Source organism: Geomonas oryzae (genome assembly GCF_004117875.1).
GTDB lineage: Bacteria > Desulfobacterota > Desulfuromonadia > Geobacterales > Geobacteraceae > Geomonas > Geomonas oryzae.
In genome coordinates this window covers 64180-78095 of record NZ_RAHW01000001.1, presented here as the reverse complement: position 1 = coordinate 78095, position 13916 = coordinate 64180, and the positions used below count along the sequence as shown (strand labels likewise).

Below are 13916 nucleotides of genomic sequence, written 5' to 3'. Positions count from 1 at the left end.
GCATTCAATCCGAAAAGGAGGAACGCGTATGAAAAGAGTTACAGCGGCGATACTCGCCATGGTTATGGGGATGGTGTCATTGCAGGGGTGCTACGGGAAAATGGCGCTCACCAGGAAGGTGTACCAGGTGAACGGCCAGGTCGGCGACAAGTTCCTGCGCAGCCTGGTTACCTGGGTCTTCATCATCGTACCGGTGTACGGTATCTCGGCCCTGGTAGACTTCGTGGTCTTCAACACCATCGAGTTCTGGAGCGGTCACAACCCGGTAGCATCCGGCGAGAAGGACTTCATGTACAGCGAAAACGGTGAGACCTTCAAGGTGCATGCAAGCAAAAGCGGTGACGTCGTGCGTTACACGATGAACCATTACCGCGGCGACACCTATCTGGACACGATGACCATCGACTGGAACGTGAAGAACGGGACATCGGTGGCGTTCTTGAAGGAGGGGAATGAAGTCACGAAGTACCAGGCCATGCGTACGAAAGGTGGCGTACAAGTCACCAGTTCCGGCCCGGGTGCTGTCAGCCGCGGACAACAGGCGTTGGCTCTCTACCAGTAGGAAGCGATACTGTTACGGTGGGAGTCGGTGGATGGCATTGCTGGAGGGGGAGCTGGCTGACCGGGCAACTTGAGCAGTATACCTGTAAAAAAAAAATTTCAACAGACTGTTTCTTTGGTCCCGGTGGTGTTATGTTTGACTCAGCTAGCTAGCCAAGAGCAAAGAGAACAAGAGTAAAGAGGAATCTCGGACAAAGGAGGTAATCAGCATCAAAGAAACTCCACCGCAGAGGAATCTCACAACTTGAAGCTGTAACCTCCCGGTGTTCATGACGCCGGCAACACCCTTGAAAAGGGTACCCATCAAGCAGCAAAGCGAGGCCCGCCATAACGGCGGGCCTTTCAATTTTTGTCCTCCAGGAGAGGCCGTGCGTGCGGGCTTAAATTGGACAACGTGGACAACTCACGAAAAAAGGGACTAGGCGTCGATCGCCTAATCCCTTTATTTTGTGGAGCCGAAGAGCGGACTCGAACCGCCGACTTGCTGATTACGAATCAGCTACTCTACCAACTGAGTTACTCCGGCCCAACTCTATCAAGATGCCCATGCTTTGTTGCACTTAGCAGCAGGGCGGCTTTTGCAGAGGTAACCTTTTACCGTAAAACAGCAACCCAGTCAATCCCTAACTATCCTCATTTACTCTCTCCTCCTGGCCAACACCTTCAGCACAGCGCAGTGCAGTGCGGCAGGCAACGGTGCAGGCAGAAGTATCTCACACGCGTCGGCACCTAGCCCAAGGGGAGCCTGATCTCCACTTCCAGCCCCCCTTGTGGCAGGTTCCGCGCGGCGATGCTCCCGCCGTGCAGGGTGACGGTCTTCTCAGCTATGGCGAGACCTATGCCGGTGCCGCCGCTCTTTCTGTCGCGCGCTTCGGCCACGCGGTAAAAAGGGCGGAAGATGTCGGCAAGTTGCTCCTCGGGGACGCCGGGACCGTTGTCGCGCACCCTAAGCCGCGCGCTCGCCTCATCCCGCTCGAGAACTATTTCCACCGCCGTTCCCTCCGCGGTGTATTTCACCGCGTTTCTCACCACGTTCTCCAGCGCCCGGCTCAAAAAGTCGCGGTTGCCGTGCACCGTGATCCCCCGCGTGGCATTCCACTGTACGTGGCGGTCCGAGGCGCACGCCTCGAATTCGGCGTCCCGCGCGACCTCCTCAACCAGTTCGGCAAGATCCAGATCGCTTCGGTCGAGTTCGCTCCCCTCGTCCAGCTTGCTCAGGGTGAGCAGTTCGGTGATGAGGAGGTTGAGCCGGTCGCTTTCGAATTCGATCCGGTCCAGAGCCTTGGCTGCGGAGGGGGGAGATTCCTTGCGGGCGATGCCGAGCGCTACGTTCAGCCGCGCCAGCGGCGAGCGGAGTTCGTGGGAGGCGTCGCGGACCAACTGCTTGTGGGCGAGCACGAGTTTCTCCATGCGCGTCGCCATCAGGTTGAAGTCCCGCCCGAGGTCGTTGATCTCGTAGCCCGCCTGCCTCGGGATCACGGTGACGCGGCTGGAGAGGTCCCCGTCGGCAAGTCGCCTTGTCGCGGCGCGCAGCCTGCGCAAGGGGGCGGCGATGCACCAGGAGAGGAAATAACAGACCAGGCCGCTCACCACGAAGGTGATCGCCATCTGCAGCCAGAAAAGGGGCGGGGGGCGCAGCGGGTTCAGCTCGTGAGGGGGCGGGGGGATGGGGCGCGTCGCCTCGGCGGCGGCGAGGTACTGCTTCCCGGACGGTCCCTGCACCTTAACCACCACCGCGTCGCGCGCCTCGGGGCGCTCCGGTTTTCCGGACGTCTGATCCCGCACCGCGGCCGCGAGTTGTGGGGGGACGCCGCGTGAGATCGGGGTTCCGTCAACGGCGAAGAGGTAGGGTCTCGGTCCCGGCGCGCCCCCCTGGTTGGCGTCGGCGGCGGCGGGACTCCCGTCACGCTCGGTGAGAAGGGCGGCGGTGCTGCCGTAGATGGCAAGGGCCTGGCCCAAGACCTGCTGGTGCTGGGCGGCGAAGTGGCGCTTTCGTTCGTCGCGCAAAGGCGACAGCCGCAGGTTGAAGGCGATGACGAAGAAGACGAGCCCCGAGAAGACGGTGGCAAGCCAGAACCAGATGAAGAGTTTCGCGAAGATGCTGCGCAATGGCTCCCCCTTCAGTGGGTGTGCCGCTGCGCGGCGGAGAAGGCGTAGATGTAGCCGACGCCGCGCACCGACTTGATGCGCTCGTCGCCTGCCGGTGCGGGGCCCAGTTTTTTCCTGAGGCTGCTTACGTGCACGTCGATGCTCCGGTCGAAGCTGCTGAACTCGCGCCCCAGCGCCTGACGGGTCAGGTCGTCCCGGCTCATCACGCTCCCTGCCTGACGCACCAGCGCCTCCAGCACCGAGAACTCGAGCGAGGTCACCTCCACCGCGGCGCCACCGCAGGTGACGGTCCGGGTGCCGAGGTCGAGGATCACGTCGCCGGCCTGCAGCAGGTCGCTCTTCGGCTCGGTGCCGGCCGGAAAGGCGTCGCTGCGTCTTTGGATCGCCCTCAACCGCGCCACCAATTCGCGCGGGTTGAACGGCTTCGGAAGGTAGTCGTCCGCCCCCATCTCAAGGCCGACGATGCGGTCGATCTCGTCGCCGCGCGCGGTCAGCATCAGCACCGGCACCTGCGAACCCTGCCGGATCCGGCGCAAGACGTCGAAGCCGTTCAGGGTGGGGAGCATCACGTCCAGCACCACGAAGGCGTAATCCCTCGCGAGGGCCAGGTCGGCCCCTTCCCCGCCGTCATGGCAGGTCTCCACCGCGTATCCTTCGCTCGCGAGGTAGCTCTCGAGCAGTTCGCACAATCCGGTGTCATCATCTATTATGAGAATTTTCTTGGTCATCTGCTTGGTCTTCTTCAGTTTTTAAGCGCCAGTATAGCCGAAAACCCTGCGGACATGCTGTTAAGAATTGTAAAGAACAGCTCTTTTTGCTTTGAGAGAGAGCTGCAAATATGAACATCTCTTGACCCAACTTAACGCGCCTTTGTCGTAGCATCTCGAATCAGAAGGACGCGACTTTGAACCGGTCGGCACACTCAGAGGTCCGGCTGTGAAAGGAGAGATGCCATGAGAAAGAAGATAACAGTGATGGTGATGGCGACCGCACTTTTGGGGGGCGCCTGGGCCTGCTACGGGGTGCCTTCCCCCGCTGATGCCCCGCCGCCGCTCCGTTGCGGTGCCATGGAGCGACTGGACAGGCCGGAAGGCTTTCCCGGCCCCATTGCGCGGGTGCTCGATTTGAGCGAGGCGCAGAAAAAGCGGATCGACTCCATCGTCGACGAGCAGCGCGGGCTGGACCACACCCGGATGGAAAAGGAGCGCGAACTGCGCGACCAGTTGCGCGGCATCGAGGAAGCGTTTCCACTCAACGAGGCGGCGCTGCAGGGCGCGGCCCAAAAACTCGCGGAGCTGGAGGTAAAGCGCATGGTTTCCAGGGCGAAAACCCGCGCGAGAATCGAGGCGCTGCTCACGCCGGCCCAGCGCAGCCTCGCGGAAAAACTCAGACCGCGCAAGGAAGATGCGAGGCCGGAGCCCCCCTGCGGCTGCGGTGGGGACCAGCGGGGAGAGCGCTCCCCCATGGACGAGCCGGAGAGGAGGTAGCCCGTGAAACTAGCACTGATGCAACGGCGCGAGAGGGAAACGGCGACCCCGGGTTGTCCTGGCAGCCGCGTAAGCTATGACGAGCAAAAGGCCACCCTCAACCTCCTGGGGATGACACTCACCGAGGTGGTGCTTGACGAGGAACGGAGCAGAAAGCTCGGCAGCCGCACGGGTGTTGTCGTGTTGGTGGTGGATGCGACGCGCGACGCACATCTGGGGGGCGTGAGAAACGGCGACCTGGTCGCCGAGGTGAACAGCGTGAAGATAACGAGGCTGCAGGACCTGAAGCGGGTATTGCAGGAGCACGACCCGCACGACCCCATCTTCATGTTCCTTCTGGGCGGAACCGGGTGGCGTTTCGTGAACCTATCGTTCATAGGCTCGCTGCCGTAGTACGGCTCCTGCCGTGGCATGTGCTGAGCTTGCAATACAGGGAGGGCAAAAGATCCGTCAGGACTCGGCGCTTGCCACCTGCTCCAGGCGGATTTCGAAATACCGGGGCCACATCTTGCCGGTCACCACCAGTCGGTCGCTCTCCTCGTCGTACGCGATCCCGTTCAGCACGTGGTCGGGGTCGCGGCTGCGCTCGTTCGACGGCAAGAGCCCCTTCAGGTTCACCCACCCCACCACGGCGCCGTTTGCCGGGTTGATGCGCACGATGTAGTCGGTCTTCCAGATGTTGGCGTAGATCTCACCCTTCACGTACTGCAGGGCGTTTAGGTTTCTGAGCGGGGTGCCGTTGCAGGTCACCTCCACGCTCCGTTCGGTCTGGAAGGTGTCCGGGTTGATGAACTTGATACGGTTGCTGCCGTTACTCATGATGAGATGCGTGCCGTCGTTGGTCAGCCCCCATCCTTCACCGTCGACGGCGAACTCTCCTTCTTGGCGCAGCGTCTTATGGTTGTAGATGAAACCTGCCCCGGAGAGGGTGACCATGTAGAGCCGATCGCGCAAAACGGTGATCCCCTCGGCGAAACAGTCGCGGGGAACCCCCTCGCTGCTCAGGACCTGTCCCGAACCGGGCCAGACTTTCATGATGGCGGATCTCTCGTACAGCCCGGAACTCTCGAGGAGCACGCCGTCCTGGAAGGTGAGCCCCTCGGTGAAGCTCCAGTTGTAGTGGGGCCAGCTCTTCACCACCTGGTACGTGTAAAGCGGTATCTGCGTCGGCAGGGGGGCGGCATCGGTCTGGGAGCGCTTCACCTGCTGCGGCTGGATGCCGGTGGACTGGCGTACCAGCGAGTCCACATTTGCGCCGCACCCGAAAAGGGTGGCCATTGCCGCCGTCGCAAAGAGCCTTCGCGCTATCTTTTTCACCATGTCGCTCCTCCTGTGCTCACACCGCTTCCCGGCGGGCGGTGCGGCGGATGGCATCGCGCCATCCGGTTGCCGTTCCGGCAGGGGCGCTTGATCCTTCGCCTGCCTCAACAGCCGCATTGCTCCCTTTACCAGCGGAAATAAAAATACCTTCTTGGGGCTCTCCCCGTGACGGGCGTGGTCCCGATCGTTCCTGCCGCGTCCCGTGGTGCACCCAACCTCGATCCAGTTCGCCGCCTTGTAGCACGTGCCGGCGTATCTGCTGCCGTCGACGAGTGTTTCGGCGAGAAGCGGGCGCACCCCGAAACGTTCCTCCCAGTCCGCGGCAAGGCGGCGCAGTGCCAGCGAAAGGGCGGCGCTGGCGAGGTTTTTCACCTGCACCGTGGGGAGCACCAGGAACCTGCTGTTGCATACCACCCGCTGCAGATTCTCCCCGCGCGCCTCGTCGTTCCACCCTATGTGGCGCTCGCGCGCCTCCATGCGCCAGGCGGGACTCGAAAATTGCAGGCACCCGACGATCATCGGGGACGGGGCGTGCAGTCTCACGAAGTACCTTATGTGGGCGCCGAACGGGACCTTGTGCCCCAGGTAGTGATGCCGCTCCACCAGCGAGCGCCAGAGCGCCTGCTCTTTCTTCCCAGAGACCGGCACGATCTCGAGCGGTCCGAATGCGTGCAGCGGCCCGGACAGGACGGGATCGCGCGTTTCCGGTGCGCAGGTGGAGGTGCGCGAGCCGCGGGGCCGCCCCTGGCGCGCAGGCGGAAGTCGGAACAGGGTGCCGTCCAGCCCTTCGAGGAAAGTGCGGCACTCTACCGTCTTCAGCCTGCCGCTTGGCCGGCGCCAGCCGAGAAGTTCACAAACCGTGCCCGCGAGCTCGGTCCGGGAGATCCCGGGGCAGTCGCTGACGACACCGCTGATAAGTTCGAGCTGACGTACGGTGACAGGTTCGCCGCAAAAGCGCGGTGTTTCCTCGTGTGCTGAGTGCATCTTTCCCTCTCCGGTTTGGGTCGAGCGTACCCTATCCGAACCGGGGAGAAATGTCCAGCACTATTTTTTGTTTCGGGTTTGATGCGGCAAATGAGCCGCACGTCCGGTTTTTTCTGAGTGGAAGATGCCAGGAACTGCAGGTGGATTTTGCGTAGGATTGGGTACTGGTTTGCGGGGAAGTGGCGTTCTCGCTACGGCAGTTTCCTTCAGAATCAGCGACGGGGCGGCTGCGTCGGCCGCCCCGTCCTATTTATAAAAATGTCTAGCAGGCCGCTGCGGCGTTGGCCTTCTCGCGCTCGGTGGCGTCGTCCATCACCTTGTAGGCGCAGAACTCGCCGCACATGGTGCAGGCGCCGTGGTCGGCGACGCCGGACTCCTCGCGCAGACGGCGCGCCTTCACCGGGTCGATGGCGAGGGCGAACTGCCCTTCCCAGTCGAGCTTTTTGCGGCAGCGCGCCATCTCGTTGTCCTTCTCCATGGCGCCCTTCACACCCTTCACGATGTCGGCCGCGTGAGCCGCGATGCGGGAGGCCATGACCCCTTCGCGCACGTCCTCGACGCTTGGCAGTTTCAGGTGTTCGGCCGGGGTGACGTAGCAGAGGAAGTCGGCGCCTGCGGCGGCGGCGATGGTACCGCCGATCGCGGAGGTGATGTGGTCGTAACCCGGTGCGATGTCGGTGACCAGCGGCCCGAGCACGTAGAAGGGGGCGCCGTGGCAGAGCCTTTTTTGCAGCTGGATGTTCGCCTCGATCTGGTTCAGCGGCATGTGCCCCGGGCCTTCGATCATCACCTGCACCCCGTAATCCTGGGCGCGCTGGGTCAGTTCACCCAGGAGGATCAACTCGTGGATCTGGGCGCGGTCGGTGGCGTCGGCCAGACAGCCGGGACGGAAACCGTCGCCGAGCGACAGGGTCATGTCGTAGGCCTTGGTGATCTCGAGCAGGCGGTCGAAGTGCTCGAAGAGCGGGTTTTCCTTGTTGTTGTGCGCCATCCACTCGATGGTGAAGGCGCCGCCGCGGGAGACGACGTCCATGATGCGCCCTTCGCGGCGCATGCGCTCGACGGTGGCGCGGGTGACGCCGCAGTGCACGGTGATGAAGTCGACGCCGTCCTCGGCGTGCTTGATGACACCCTGGAAGATGTCCTCCACGGTCATCTCGACGATGGCCTTCTTGTGCTTTCTGACCGCGTCGAGCGCCGCCTGGTACAGCGGCACGGTGCCGATGCAGGCCGAGGTCTCGGCGATGACGGCGCGGCGGATCTCGTCGACCGGGCCGCCCGTGGAGAGGTCCATGATGGCGTCGGCGCCGCTGGCCACCGCCACGCGTACCTTTTCCAGTTCCTTCTCGAAATCGAGGTCGTCGGCGGAGCTGCCGATGTTGGCGTTGACCTTGGTTCTAAGGCCCTTGCCTACGGCGAGCGGGGTGCCGTTCGCGTGCTTGTTGTTATGGCAGATGATGATGTTCCCCGCGGCGATCCCGGCGCGGATGAACTCGGCGTCGACCCCTTCGGCGAGGGCGGCCGTTTTCATCTTGTCGGTGATGATCCCCTTGCGGGCGTATTCCAACTGGGTCATGGTTGCTCCTTTGTTGAATGGATCTGTAAGGCAAATTGAGTTCGTAGTGTACCCTCGCCCTTCGGGAGAGGGCGGCCGAAGGCCGGGTGAGGGCGACGCCACGAAGTGAATTGGGTGGTAGTTGCTACGCCCTCACCCCGACCCTCTCCCAGGGGGAGAGGGAGGATGGGCCTGCGGCTTCGGTTATTCTCCCTGGTCCCTTGCCGCGAGGAAGTGGTTCACCGGGCCGTGCCCGCGGCCTAGCTGCTGAGCGTACTTGATGGCGCGGGTGACGAAAAGCTTCCCGCGCAATACCGCGCCGGGAAGCGGTTCTCCCTGGGCGAGATAAGTCGCGATCGCCGAGGCGAGCGTGCAGCCGGTGCCGTGGGTGTTTCGCGTGAGGACGCGCGGCGCGCTGTAGCGGTTGAAATCGTGCCCGTCGAAGAGGATGTCGGTGACGACCCCCTCGGTCAGGTGCCCCCCCTTGATGAGCACGTGCTTCGCCCCCATGAGGTGCAGCGCCCGCGCCGCGAGCTCCATCCCGGCGGTGTCGGTGATGGTGAGACCGGTGAGCGCCTCGGCTTCCGGGATGTTCGGGGTGACCAGGTAGCTAAGCGGAACCAGGCGTTTCTTCAGCACCGAAAGGGCCTCATCCTCGATGAGGGACACCCCGCCTTTCGCGGTCATCACCGGGTCGAGCACCACCATCCGCATCTCGTAAGCGGTCAGCTTGTCGGCGACGATTTCCGCGTTTTCCGGCGAAGAGAGCATGCCGATCTTCACCACGTCGATCGGGATGTCCGAGAGCACGGCGTCGATCTGGTCGGCGAGGAAGGCGGGAGGGGACGGGTGGATGCCGGTAACGCCGCGGGTGTTCTGGGCGGTGAGGGCCGTGATGGCGGAGGCGCCGTAGCTCCCGAGGAGCGTGACGGTCTTGAGGTCGGCCTGGATCCCCGCTCCGCCGCCGGAGTCACTGCCGGCGATGGTGAGCACTGCGCCGCGCGGGTGCATCATGCGGCGGTTGAACAAAAGCGACAGTTCGGTCGCCGCGAGCCCGGGAGAGCGTGCGGAGAGGACTGCGGAAATGACCGCGATGGAGTCGGCGCCGGCGTCGATGACCGCGCAGGCGTTGTCCCGGTTGATGCCGCCGATGGCGACGATGGGGAGCTTCACCTTCTCGCGCACGAGGGCGAGCGCCTCCGGACCCTGGATGTACTCGACATCCTTGGTGTCGGTGGGGTAGAGCGAGCCGAAACCGATGTAGTCGGCTCCGTCCTTTTGTGCGGCCAGAGCCTCTTCAACCGAGTGGGTGGAGATGCCGATGAGCTTCCTGGGACCGAGCGCTTCCCTCGCTGCGGCGAAATCGCCGTCCTCCTGCCCGAGATGTACGCCGTCCGCGTCCAGTTCGAGCGCGAGCTTCAGGTCGTCGTTCACGATGAACTTCGCCTGGAACTCTGCGCACAGCCGCTTCAGGTCTTGCCCGAGCTCAAGACGCTCCTCGTAGCTGCGCAGCTTGTCCCGGTACTGCAAAATGGCGACGCCCCCCGAGGAGAGCGCTTCGCGCACGCGCGGCAGCAGCCGATCGCCCTGGTCCGTAATCAGGTACAGTCCCGCAACACGCCGTTCCCTGCCGCTATGGTCCACCACGAGTTTCAACACGAGTCACCTCAAAAGCTGTAACGCAAAGACGCGGAGCCGCGAAGACGCAAAAGTAAAACAAGGAGGTTTGTCTCTATTGTCTCTTGAAGCCTCTCTTGGCGTTTCTGCGCCTTTGCGTTGAGGCTTCTGAAGGACAAAAAACAAAAAAGCCGCGACGGAAGGTCACGGCTCCATGAATCGAAAGGTCGGAGTGCGCGCCGCTTCCCTACGCCGGTGCTACCCGGATCAGGTTCAAAGGGTTCAGGTCGCCCTGTCTCAGTCCTCGCGAACTCCCCTAGCTGGCCTTTTTGCTGCGCGTAAACATAATGGAATCCTCTTGCAAAGTCAATCGCTTTCGGGTTTTTACCTTTACACTGAATGGCTAAAGTGGTAGAAAAATCACTGGCCGGGTGCTCCCGGCCTGATTTTATTCAGATAATCCTATGCAGGAAAAAATATGGACAGTCGTCCGACGGTAGTTGAGATAGATCTTGCCGCGCTTCGGCACAACTTCGGCCTGGTCCAGAAGCGGGTGCCCGAGGGGTGCGGCATCCTTGCCGTGGTGAAGGCGGACGCCTACGGCCACGGTTTCCAGTACGTTTCCGAGGAGTTGGAGAAGCTCGGCGTGGACGCCTTCGCGGTGGCCTTTCTCGCGGAAGGGGTGCAACTGCGCATGAGCGGCATCTCCCGCCCGGTGCTGATCCTTGGAGGCATCTATCCCGGCGAGGAGAGGCGCTGCATCGGCCTCAACATCTCCACCGCGCTCTACTCCCTGGAGCAGGCGGCCGCGTTGGACCAGGCGGCGGTAGAGATCAAGTGTTACCGCAAGGCGAAGATCCACCTGAAGGTCGACACCGGCATGGGGCGCCTGGGTGTCACCTGGGACAAGGTGCCGGAGTTCCTCGAGAAGCTGAAGCAGTTCAAGAACCTCGAGCTGGAGGGGATCTTCTCCCACTTCGCGAGCGCCGACGAGCTTGACCCGGACGGCATCGCCTTCACGAAACTGCAAGCCGAGCGCTTCAACGCCGCCGTCATGGAGGCGCGGCGCCAAGGGTTCGAGCCCCGCTACATCCACACTGCGAACAGCGCCGCCATCCTCGGAGTCGATCTTCCCTTCTGCAACCTGGTGCGCCCCGGTATCATCCTGTACGGCGCCGCTCCCTCCTCTGATTTCGCTGACCACGATCAGTTCATCCAGGTGATGCGGCTTAAAAGCCGGGTGGCGATGCTCAAGTGGGTGGAACCGGGAACCAGCATAAGTTACGGCAGGCGCTTCGTCGCGAAAGAGCGCACCCTCATCGCCAGTGTTCCGGTCGGTTACGCGGACGGATACTGCCGCAGCCTCACCAACAAGGGAGAGGCGCTCATCCGCGGCCAGCGTGCCCGGGTATCCGGCACGGTCTGCATGGACTGGATCATGCTCGACGTGACCAATATCAAAGGGGTAGAGGTCGGCGACGAGGTGACCCTTCTGGGGCCCGACCCGATGGGGGACCGCATCAGCGCCGAAGAACTCGCCGACAAGGCGGGCACCATCCCCTACGAGATCATGTGCGGCCTAGCCACCCGCCGCGTGCGCAGGGTGTACATCGGGTAGCCCCGAGAAGCAAATCCCAAAACCATTGGCCACGGAGAAAATCTGAGAACTTCGGAGAAAACCTAAGGCTTTTGGGTTTGAAAAACAAAAAGAACCTCTCGTGCCTTTTGACTCAGATTTTAGATGTTCTCCTTTATGAAGGGTTTTGGTTTTTGCCGTTCTCAGATTTCCTCAGATTTTCTCCGTGGCCAATGGTTTTTATTTCAGGTTTTCCGAGGTTTTTATGACTGACAAGGTACGTCTCACAGCGATGGTGCAGGCGGCGGGTTGAGCCGCCAAGCTGGGCCCGGCGGGCCTGGAAGATGCCATTCGCGACATAACCCGCTCGGACGACCCGAACCTCATCGTCGGCGTCGAGGGGGCCGAGGACGCGGGAATCTACCGCATAACGGATAACCTCGCCCTGGTGGAGACGACCGACATCATCACGCCGCTCGTTGACGACCCGTTCACCTTCGGACGCATCGCCGCGGCCAACGCGCTCTCCGACGTCTACGCCATGGGCGGGAAACCTGCGACGGCGATGAACCTCGCCTTCTTCCCGGCCTGCTCGCTCCCGACCTCGGTGCTCGCCGCGATCCTCGCGGGCGGCGCCGATGCGCTCAAGGAGTCCGGTGCGTGTCTCGTCGGCGGCCACACCGTCGAGGACGACGAACTGAAGTTCGGCCTCGCCGTCACCGGCCTCATCGATCCCGCCCGCATCGTACGCAACTGCACCGCGCGTCCTGGCGACCTCCTCGTCCTCACCAAGCCGCTCGGGACCGGCATCGTTTCCACCGCGATCAAGGCGGAGATGATCGACGCCGCGCTCGAGGCCGAGGCGATCTCCTGGATGACCACCCTGAACGCGAAGGCGTGCGAGCTGATGCTCGCCTGCAACGCGACCGCGGCGACCGACGTGACCGGTTTCGGTTTCATCGGGCACGCCTGCGAGATGGCACTCGGCGCCGGCGTTTCCTTCCGCATCGAGCTCGCTGAAGTCCCGGTCATGAACGGTGTCCCCGCCCTCATCGACGACGGCATGGTCCCCGCCGGGTGTTACAGAAATCGCCAGCACTACGAGGCGCACGTCACCGGTGCCACCGGTGATTCCCTCCTGCCGCTCTTCGATCCGCAAACCTCGGGTGGCCTTCTCATCTCCCTGGCACCGTCGGACGCCCGCGAATTCCTCTCCCGCGCCGAGGCTTCCGGCCTCTTTGCCGCGGCGATCGGCGAGGTCGTTCCCGCCGCGGAGAGCACCCTTGTCTTCGTCTAGGCGGCTTGCCGCCGCCTTCGACCTCGGCACCACCACCATCGCCGCGTCGCTGCTCGACCCGTCGACCGGAAAACGCCTCGCCGCCACCGGCGCCCTCAACCCGCAACGCCCCTGGGGCGCCGATGTCCTCGCCCGCCTCACCGCCGGTGGAGATCCCGAAACGCTGCGCGCCATGCAGGTGGCGCTGGCCCGCGAGATGGAACGGATGACCGCGGAACTCCTGGCCGAAGTCGGCGCCGGTTCTAACGACCTCGCCCGCGTGGCCATAGCCGGAAACCCTTCCATGGAGACGATCGCGCTGGCGTTGCCGGTCGAGTCGCTTGCCCACCCCCCGTTTCGCCCCCTGTTCTCCGCCGGAAAATCCGTCTCGACCCTCGAACTTGGCTGGACGCGCGACTGCCCCGCCTACCTGCTGCCGCTCCCCGGCGGTTTCGTCGGCGGCGACCTGCTCGCCTTTCTCTTCGGCATGACCGAGAGGCCCGCGGCGGGAACCCTCTTTCTCGACGTCGGCACCAACGCCGAGATCGCGCTTTTCGACGGCGAGCGTTACCTCGCCACCTCGGCCGCCGCTGGCCCGGCTTTCGAGGGAGGGAACCTCAAGTGCGGCATGGCGGCGCTCCCCGGAGCGGTGAGCGGCGTGCGCATCGACGGGGACCGCGTCGTCATCAGCACCATTCCCGGCGCCCCGCCGCGCGGCATCTGCGGTACCGGCGTCCTCGACACCGTCGCGGCACTCCTTGAAGAAGGGATCGTCGACGCCACCGGCCGTCTGCTCCCCGCCGCTGAGATCGACTCGAACCTGGCGAACCGCGTGCAGGAAGTGAACGGCATCCCCGCCTTCGTCCTGCACCGCGACGCGAAAGGCGTGGTGTATCTCGACCAGGAGGACATCCGCGCGCTGCAGCTCGCCAAGGGGGCGATGCGCGGCGGGATGGAGATCCTTTTGGGGAAGGCCGGGCTTTCCGCTGACGACGTTTCCCGGGTGGTCCTGACCGGCTCCTTCGGGGCGGTGCTGGCGCCGGATGTGCTAAAAAAGGTTGGAATTTTCAACGAAAAGATGGTAAGAATCACGAGTTTTGTCAGGGAAGGGGCGCTTGCCGGGGTGGAGCGGGTTCTGCTCGCCACGGAAGGCGTAGATGAGATCGAGGACCTGGCCCAAAAGGTCCGCGTCATCCCTCTTTCCGGCACACCGCTCTTCGAAAAGCACTTCCTTGCGAATATAGACTTCCCTTAAAAACTTGAAGCCTGACCACAGAGGACTCAGAGGTTCACAGAGGTCTCAGAGGAAAGGCGTAAAGACTTAAAGGTTTGACCCTCGATTCATCCTCTGTGTCCTCAGTGGTCCTCTGTGCCCTCTGTGGTTAATGCTTTTAGATTTTAGATCAACATCAAGGCAGCAAAAAAGGAGCG

The 13916-nt window shown here is 62.9% G+C and carries 11 protein-coding genes, 1 tRNA gene and 1 riboswitch; of the genes, 6 read left to right on the top strand and 6 right to left on the bottom strand.

The window, feature by feature from the left end:
* Positions 1-28 precede the first annotated feature (28 nt).
* Positions 29-562 (top strand): DUF3332 domain-containing protein, encoded by a 534-nt coding sequence (locus D6Z24_RS00385; RefSeq protein WP_129124564.1) that lies wholly within the window; start codon positions 29-31, stop codon positions 560-562.
* Between the two features lie 449 nt (positions 563-1011).
* On the opposite strand, the gene D6Z24_RS00380 is transcribed toward D6Z24_RS00385, so the two are convergent.
* The 3 genes from D6Z24_RS00380 to D6Z24_RS00370 all read right to left on the bottom strand — a co-directional run bounded on the left by D6Z24_RS00380 (position 1012) and on the right by D6Z24_RS00370 (position 3398).
* Positions 1012-1087: transfer RNA gene (locus D6Z24_RS00380), tRNA-Thr, on the bottom strand.
* Positions 1088-1290: 203 nt separating this feature from the next.
* Positions 1291-2670, bottom strand: a complete 1380-nt coding sequence (locus tag D6Z24_RS00375) for an ATP-binding protein (protein WP_129124563.1) — start codon at positions 2668-2670, stop codon at positions 1291-1293.
* An 11-nt stretch (positions 2671-2681) separates the two neighbouring features.
* The gene (locus D6Z24_RS00370) at positions 2682-3398 is read right to left on the bottom strand and encodes a response regulator (protein ID WP_129124562.1); all 717 of its coding nucleotides are present in this window, start codon (positions 3396-3398) and stop codon (positions 2682-2684) included.
* Between the two features lie 225 nt (positions 3399-3623).
* Here D6Z24_RS00370 and D6Z24_RS00365 point away from each other — a divergent pair, with 225 nt between their 5' ends.
* Together D6Z24_RS00365 and D6Z24_RS00360 are read left to right on the top strand one after the other, a co-directional pair.
* Positions 3624-4157: a Spy/CpxP family protein refolding chaperone gene (locus D6Z24_RS00365; protein ID WP_129124561.1), complete on the top strand. Its 534-nt coding sequence runs from the start codon at positions 3624-3626 to the stop codon at positions 4155-4157.
* A gap of 3 nt (positions 4158-4160) precedes the next feature.
* The gene (locus D6Z24_RS00360; RefSeq protein WP_129124560.1) at positions 4161-4550 is read left to right on the top strand and encodes a PDZ domain-containing protein; all 390 of its coding nucleotides are present in this window, start codon (positions 4161-4163) and stop codon (positions 4548-4550) included.
* A gap of 57 nt (positions 4551-4607) precedes the next feature.
* On the opposite strand, the gene D6Z24_RS21565 is transcribed toward D6Z24_RS00360, so the two are convergent.
* From D6Z24_RS21565 to thiD, 3 genes are all read right to left on the bottom strand, one after another.
* On the bottom strand, positions 4608-6152 hold the full coding sequence (locus D6Z24_RS21565; RefSeq protein ID WP_407925401.1) for a glutaminyl-peptide cyclotransferase: 1545 nt from the start codon (positions 6150-6152) through the stop codon (positions 4608-4610).
* Positions 6153-6723: 571 nt separating this feature from the next.
* On the bottom strand, positions 6724-8037 hold the full coding sequence (thiC, locus tag D6Z24_RS00345) for a phosphomethylpyrimidine synthase ThiC (protein ID WP_129124559.1): 1314 nt from the start codon (positions 8035-8037) through the stop codon (positions 6724-6726).
* A gap of 183 nt (positions 8038-8220) precedes the next feature.
* Entirely contained in the window at positions 8221-9675 is a 1455-nt protein-coding gene (thiD, locus tag D6Z24_RS00340; protein WP_129124558.1) for a bifunctional hydroxymethylpyrimidine kinase/phosphomethylpyrimidine kinase, read from the bottom strand.
* 185 nt (positions 9676-9860) lie between these two features.
* Positions 9861-9961: riboswitch (TPP riboswitch) on the bottom strand.
* Positions 9962-10111: 150 nt separating this feature from the next.
* Between thiD and alr the strand changes: the two genes are divergently transcribed.
* The 3 genes from alr to D6Z24_RS00325 all read left to right on the top strand — a co-directional run bounded on the left by alr (position 10112) and on the right by D6Z24_RS00325 (position 13740).
* A complete protein-coding gene (gene alr / locus D6Z24_RS00335; RefSeq protein ID WP_129124557.1) occupies positions 10112-11251 on the top strand; it encodes an alanine racemase in 1140 nt (379 codons plus the stop codon).
* Between the two features lie 223 nt (positions 11252-11474).
* Entirely contained in the window at positions 11475-12506 is a 1032-nt protein-coding gene (gene selD / locus D6Z24_RS00330; protein ID WP_129124556.1) for a selenide, water dikinase SelD, read from the top strand.
* Positions 12493-13740: an ASKHA domain-containing protein gene (locus tag D6Z24_RS00325; protein ID WP_129124555.1), complete on the top strand. Its 1248-nt coding sequence runs from the start codon at positions 12493-12495 to the stop codon at positions 13738-13740. Before selD ends, D6Z24_RS00325 begins: the two co-directional genes overlap by 14 nt.
* Positions 13741-13916: the final 176 nt, after the last annotated feature.

Bases quoted from the DNA above. Each gene is read 5' to 3' on its own strand.
- D6Z24_RS00385 (WP_129124564.1), top strand. From the start codon at position 29: ATGAAAAGAGTTACAGCGGCGATACTCGCCATGGTTATGGGGATGGTG.
- D6Z24_RS00370 (WP_129124562.1), bottom strand. From the start codon at position 3,398: ATGACCAAGAAAATTCTCATAATAGATGATGACACCGGATTGTGCGAA.
- D6Z24_RS00365 (WP_129124561.1), top strand. From the start codon at position 3,624: ATGAGAAAGAAGATAACAGTGATGGTGATGGCGACCGCACTTTTGGGG.
- thiC (WP_129124559.1), bottom strand. From the start codon at position 8,037: ATGACCCAGTTGGAATACGCCCGCAAGGGGATCATCACCGACAAGATG.
- alr (WP_129124557.1), top strand. From the start codon at position 10,112: ATGGACAGTCGTCCGACGGTAGTTGAGATAGATCTTGCCGCGCTTCGG.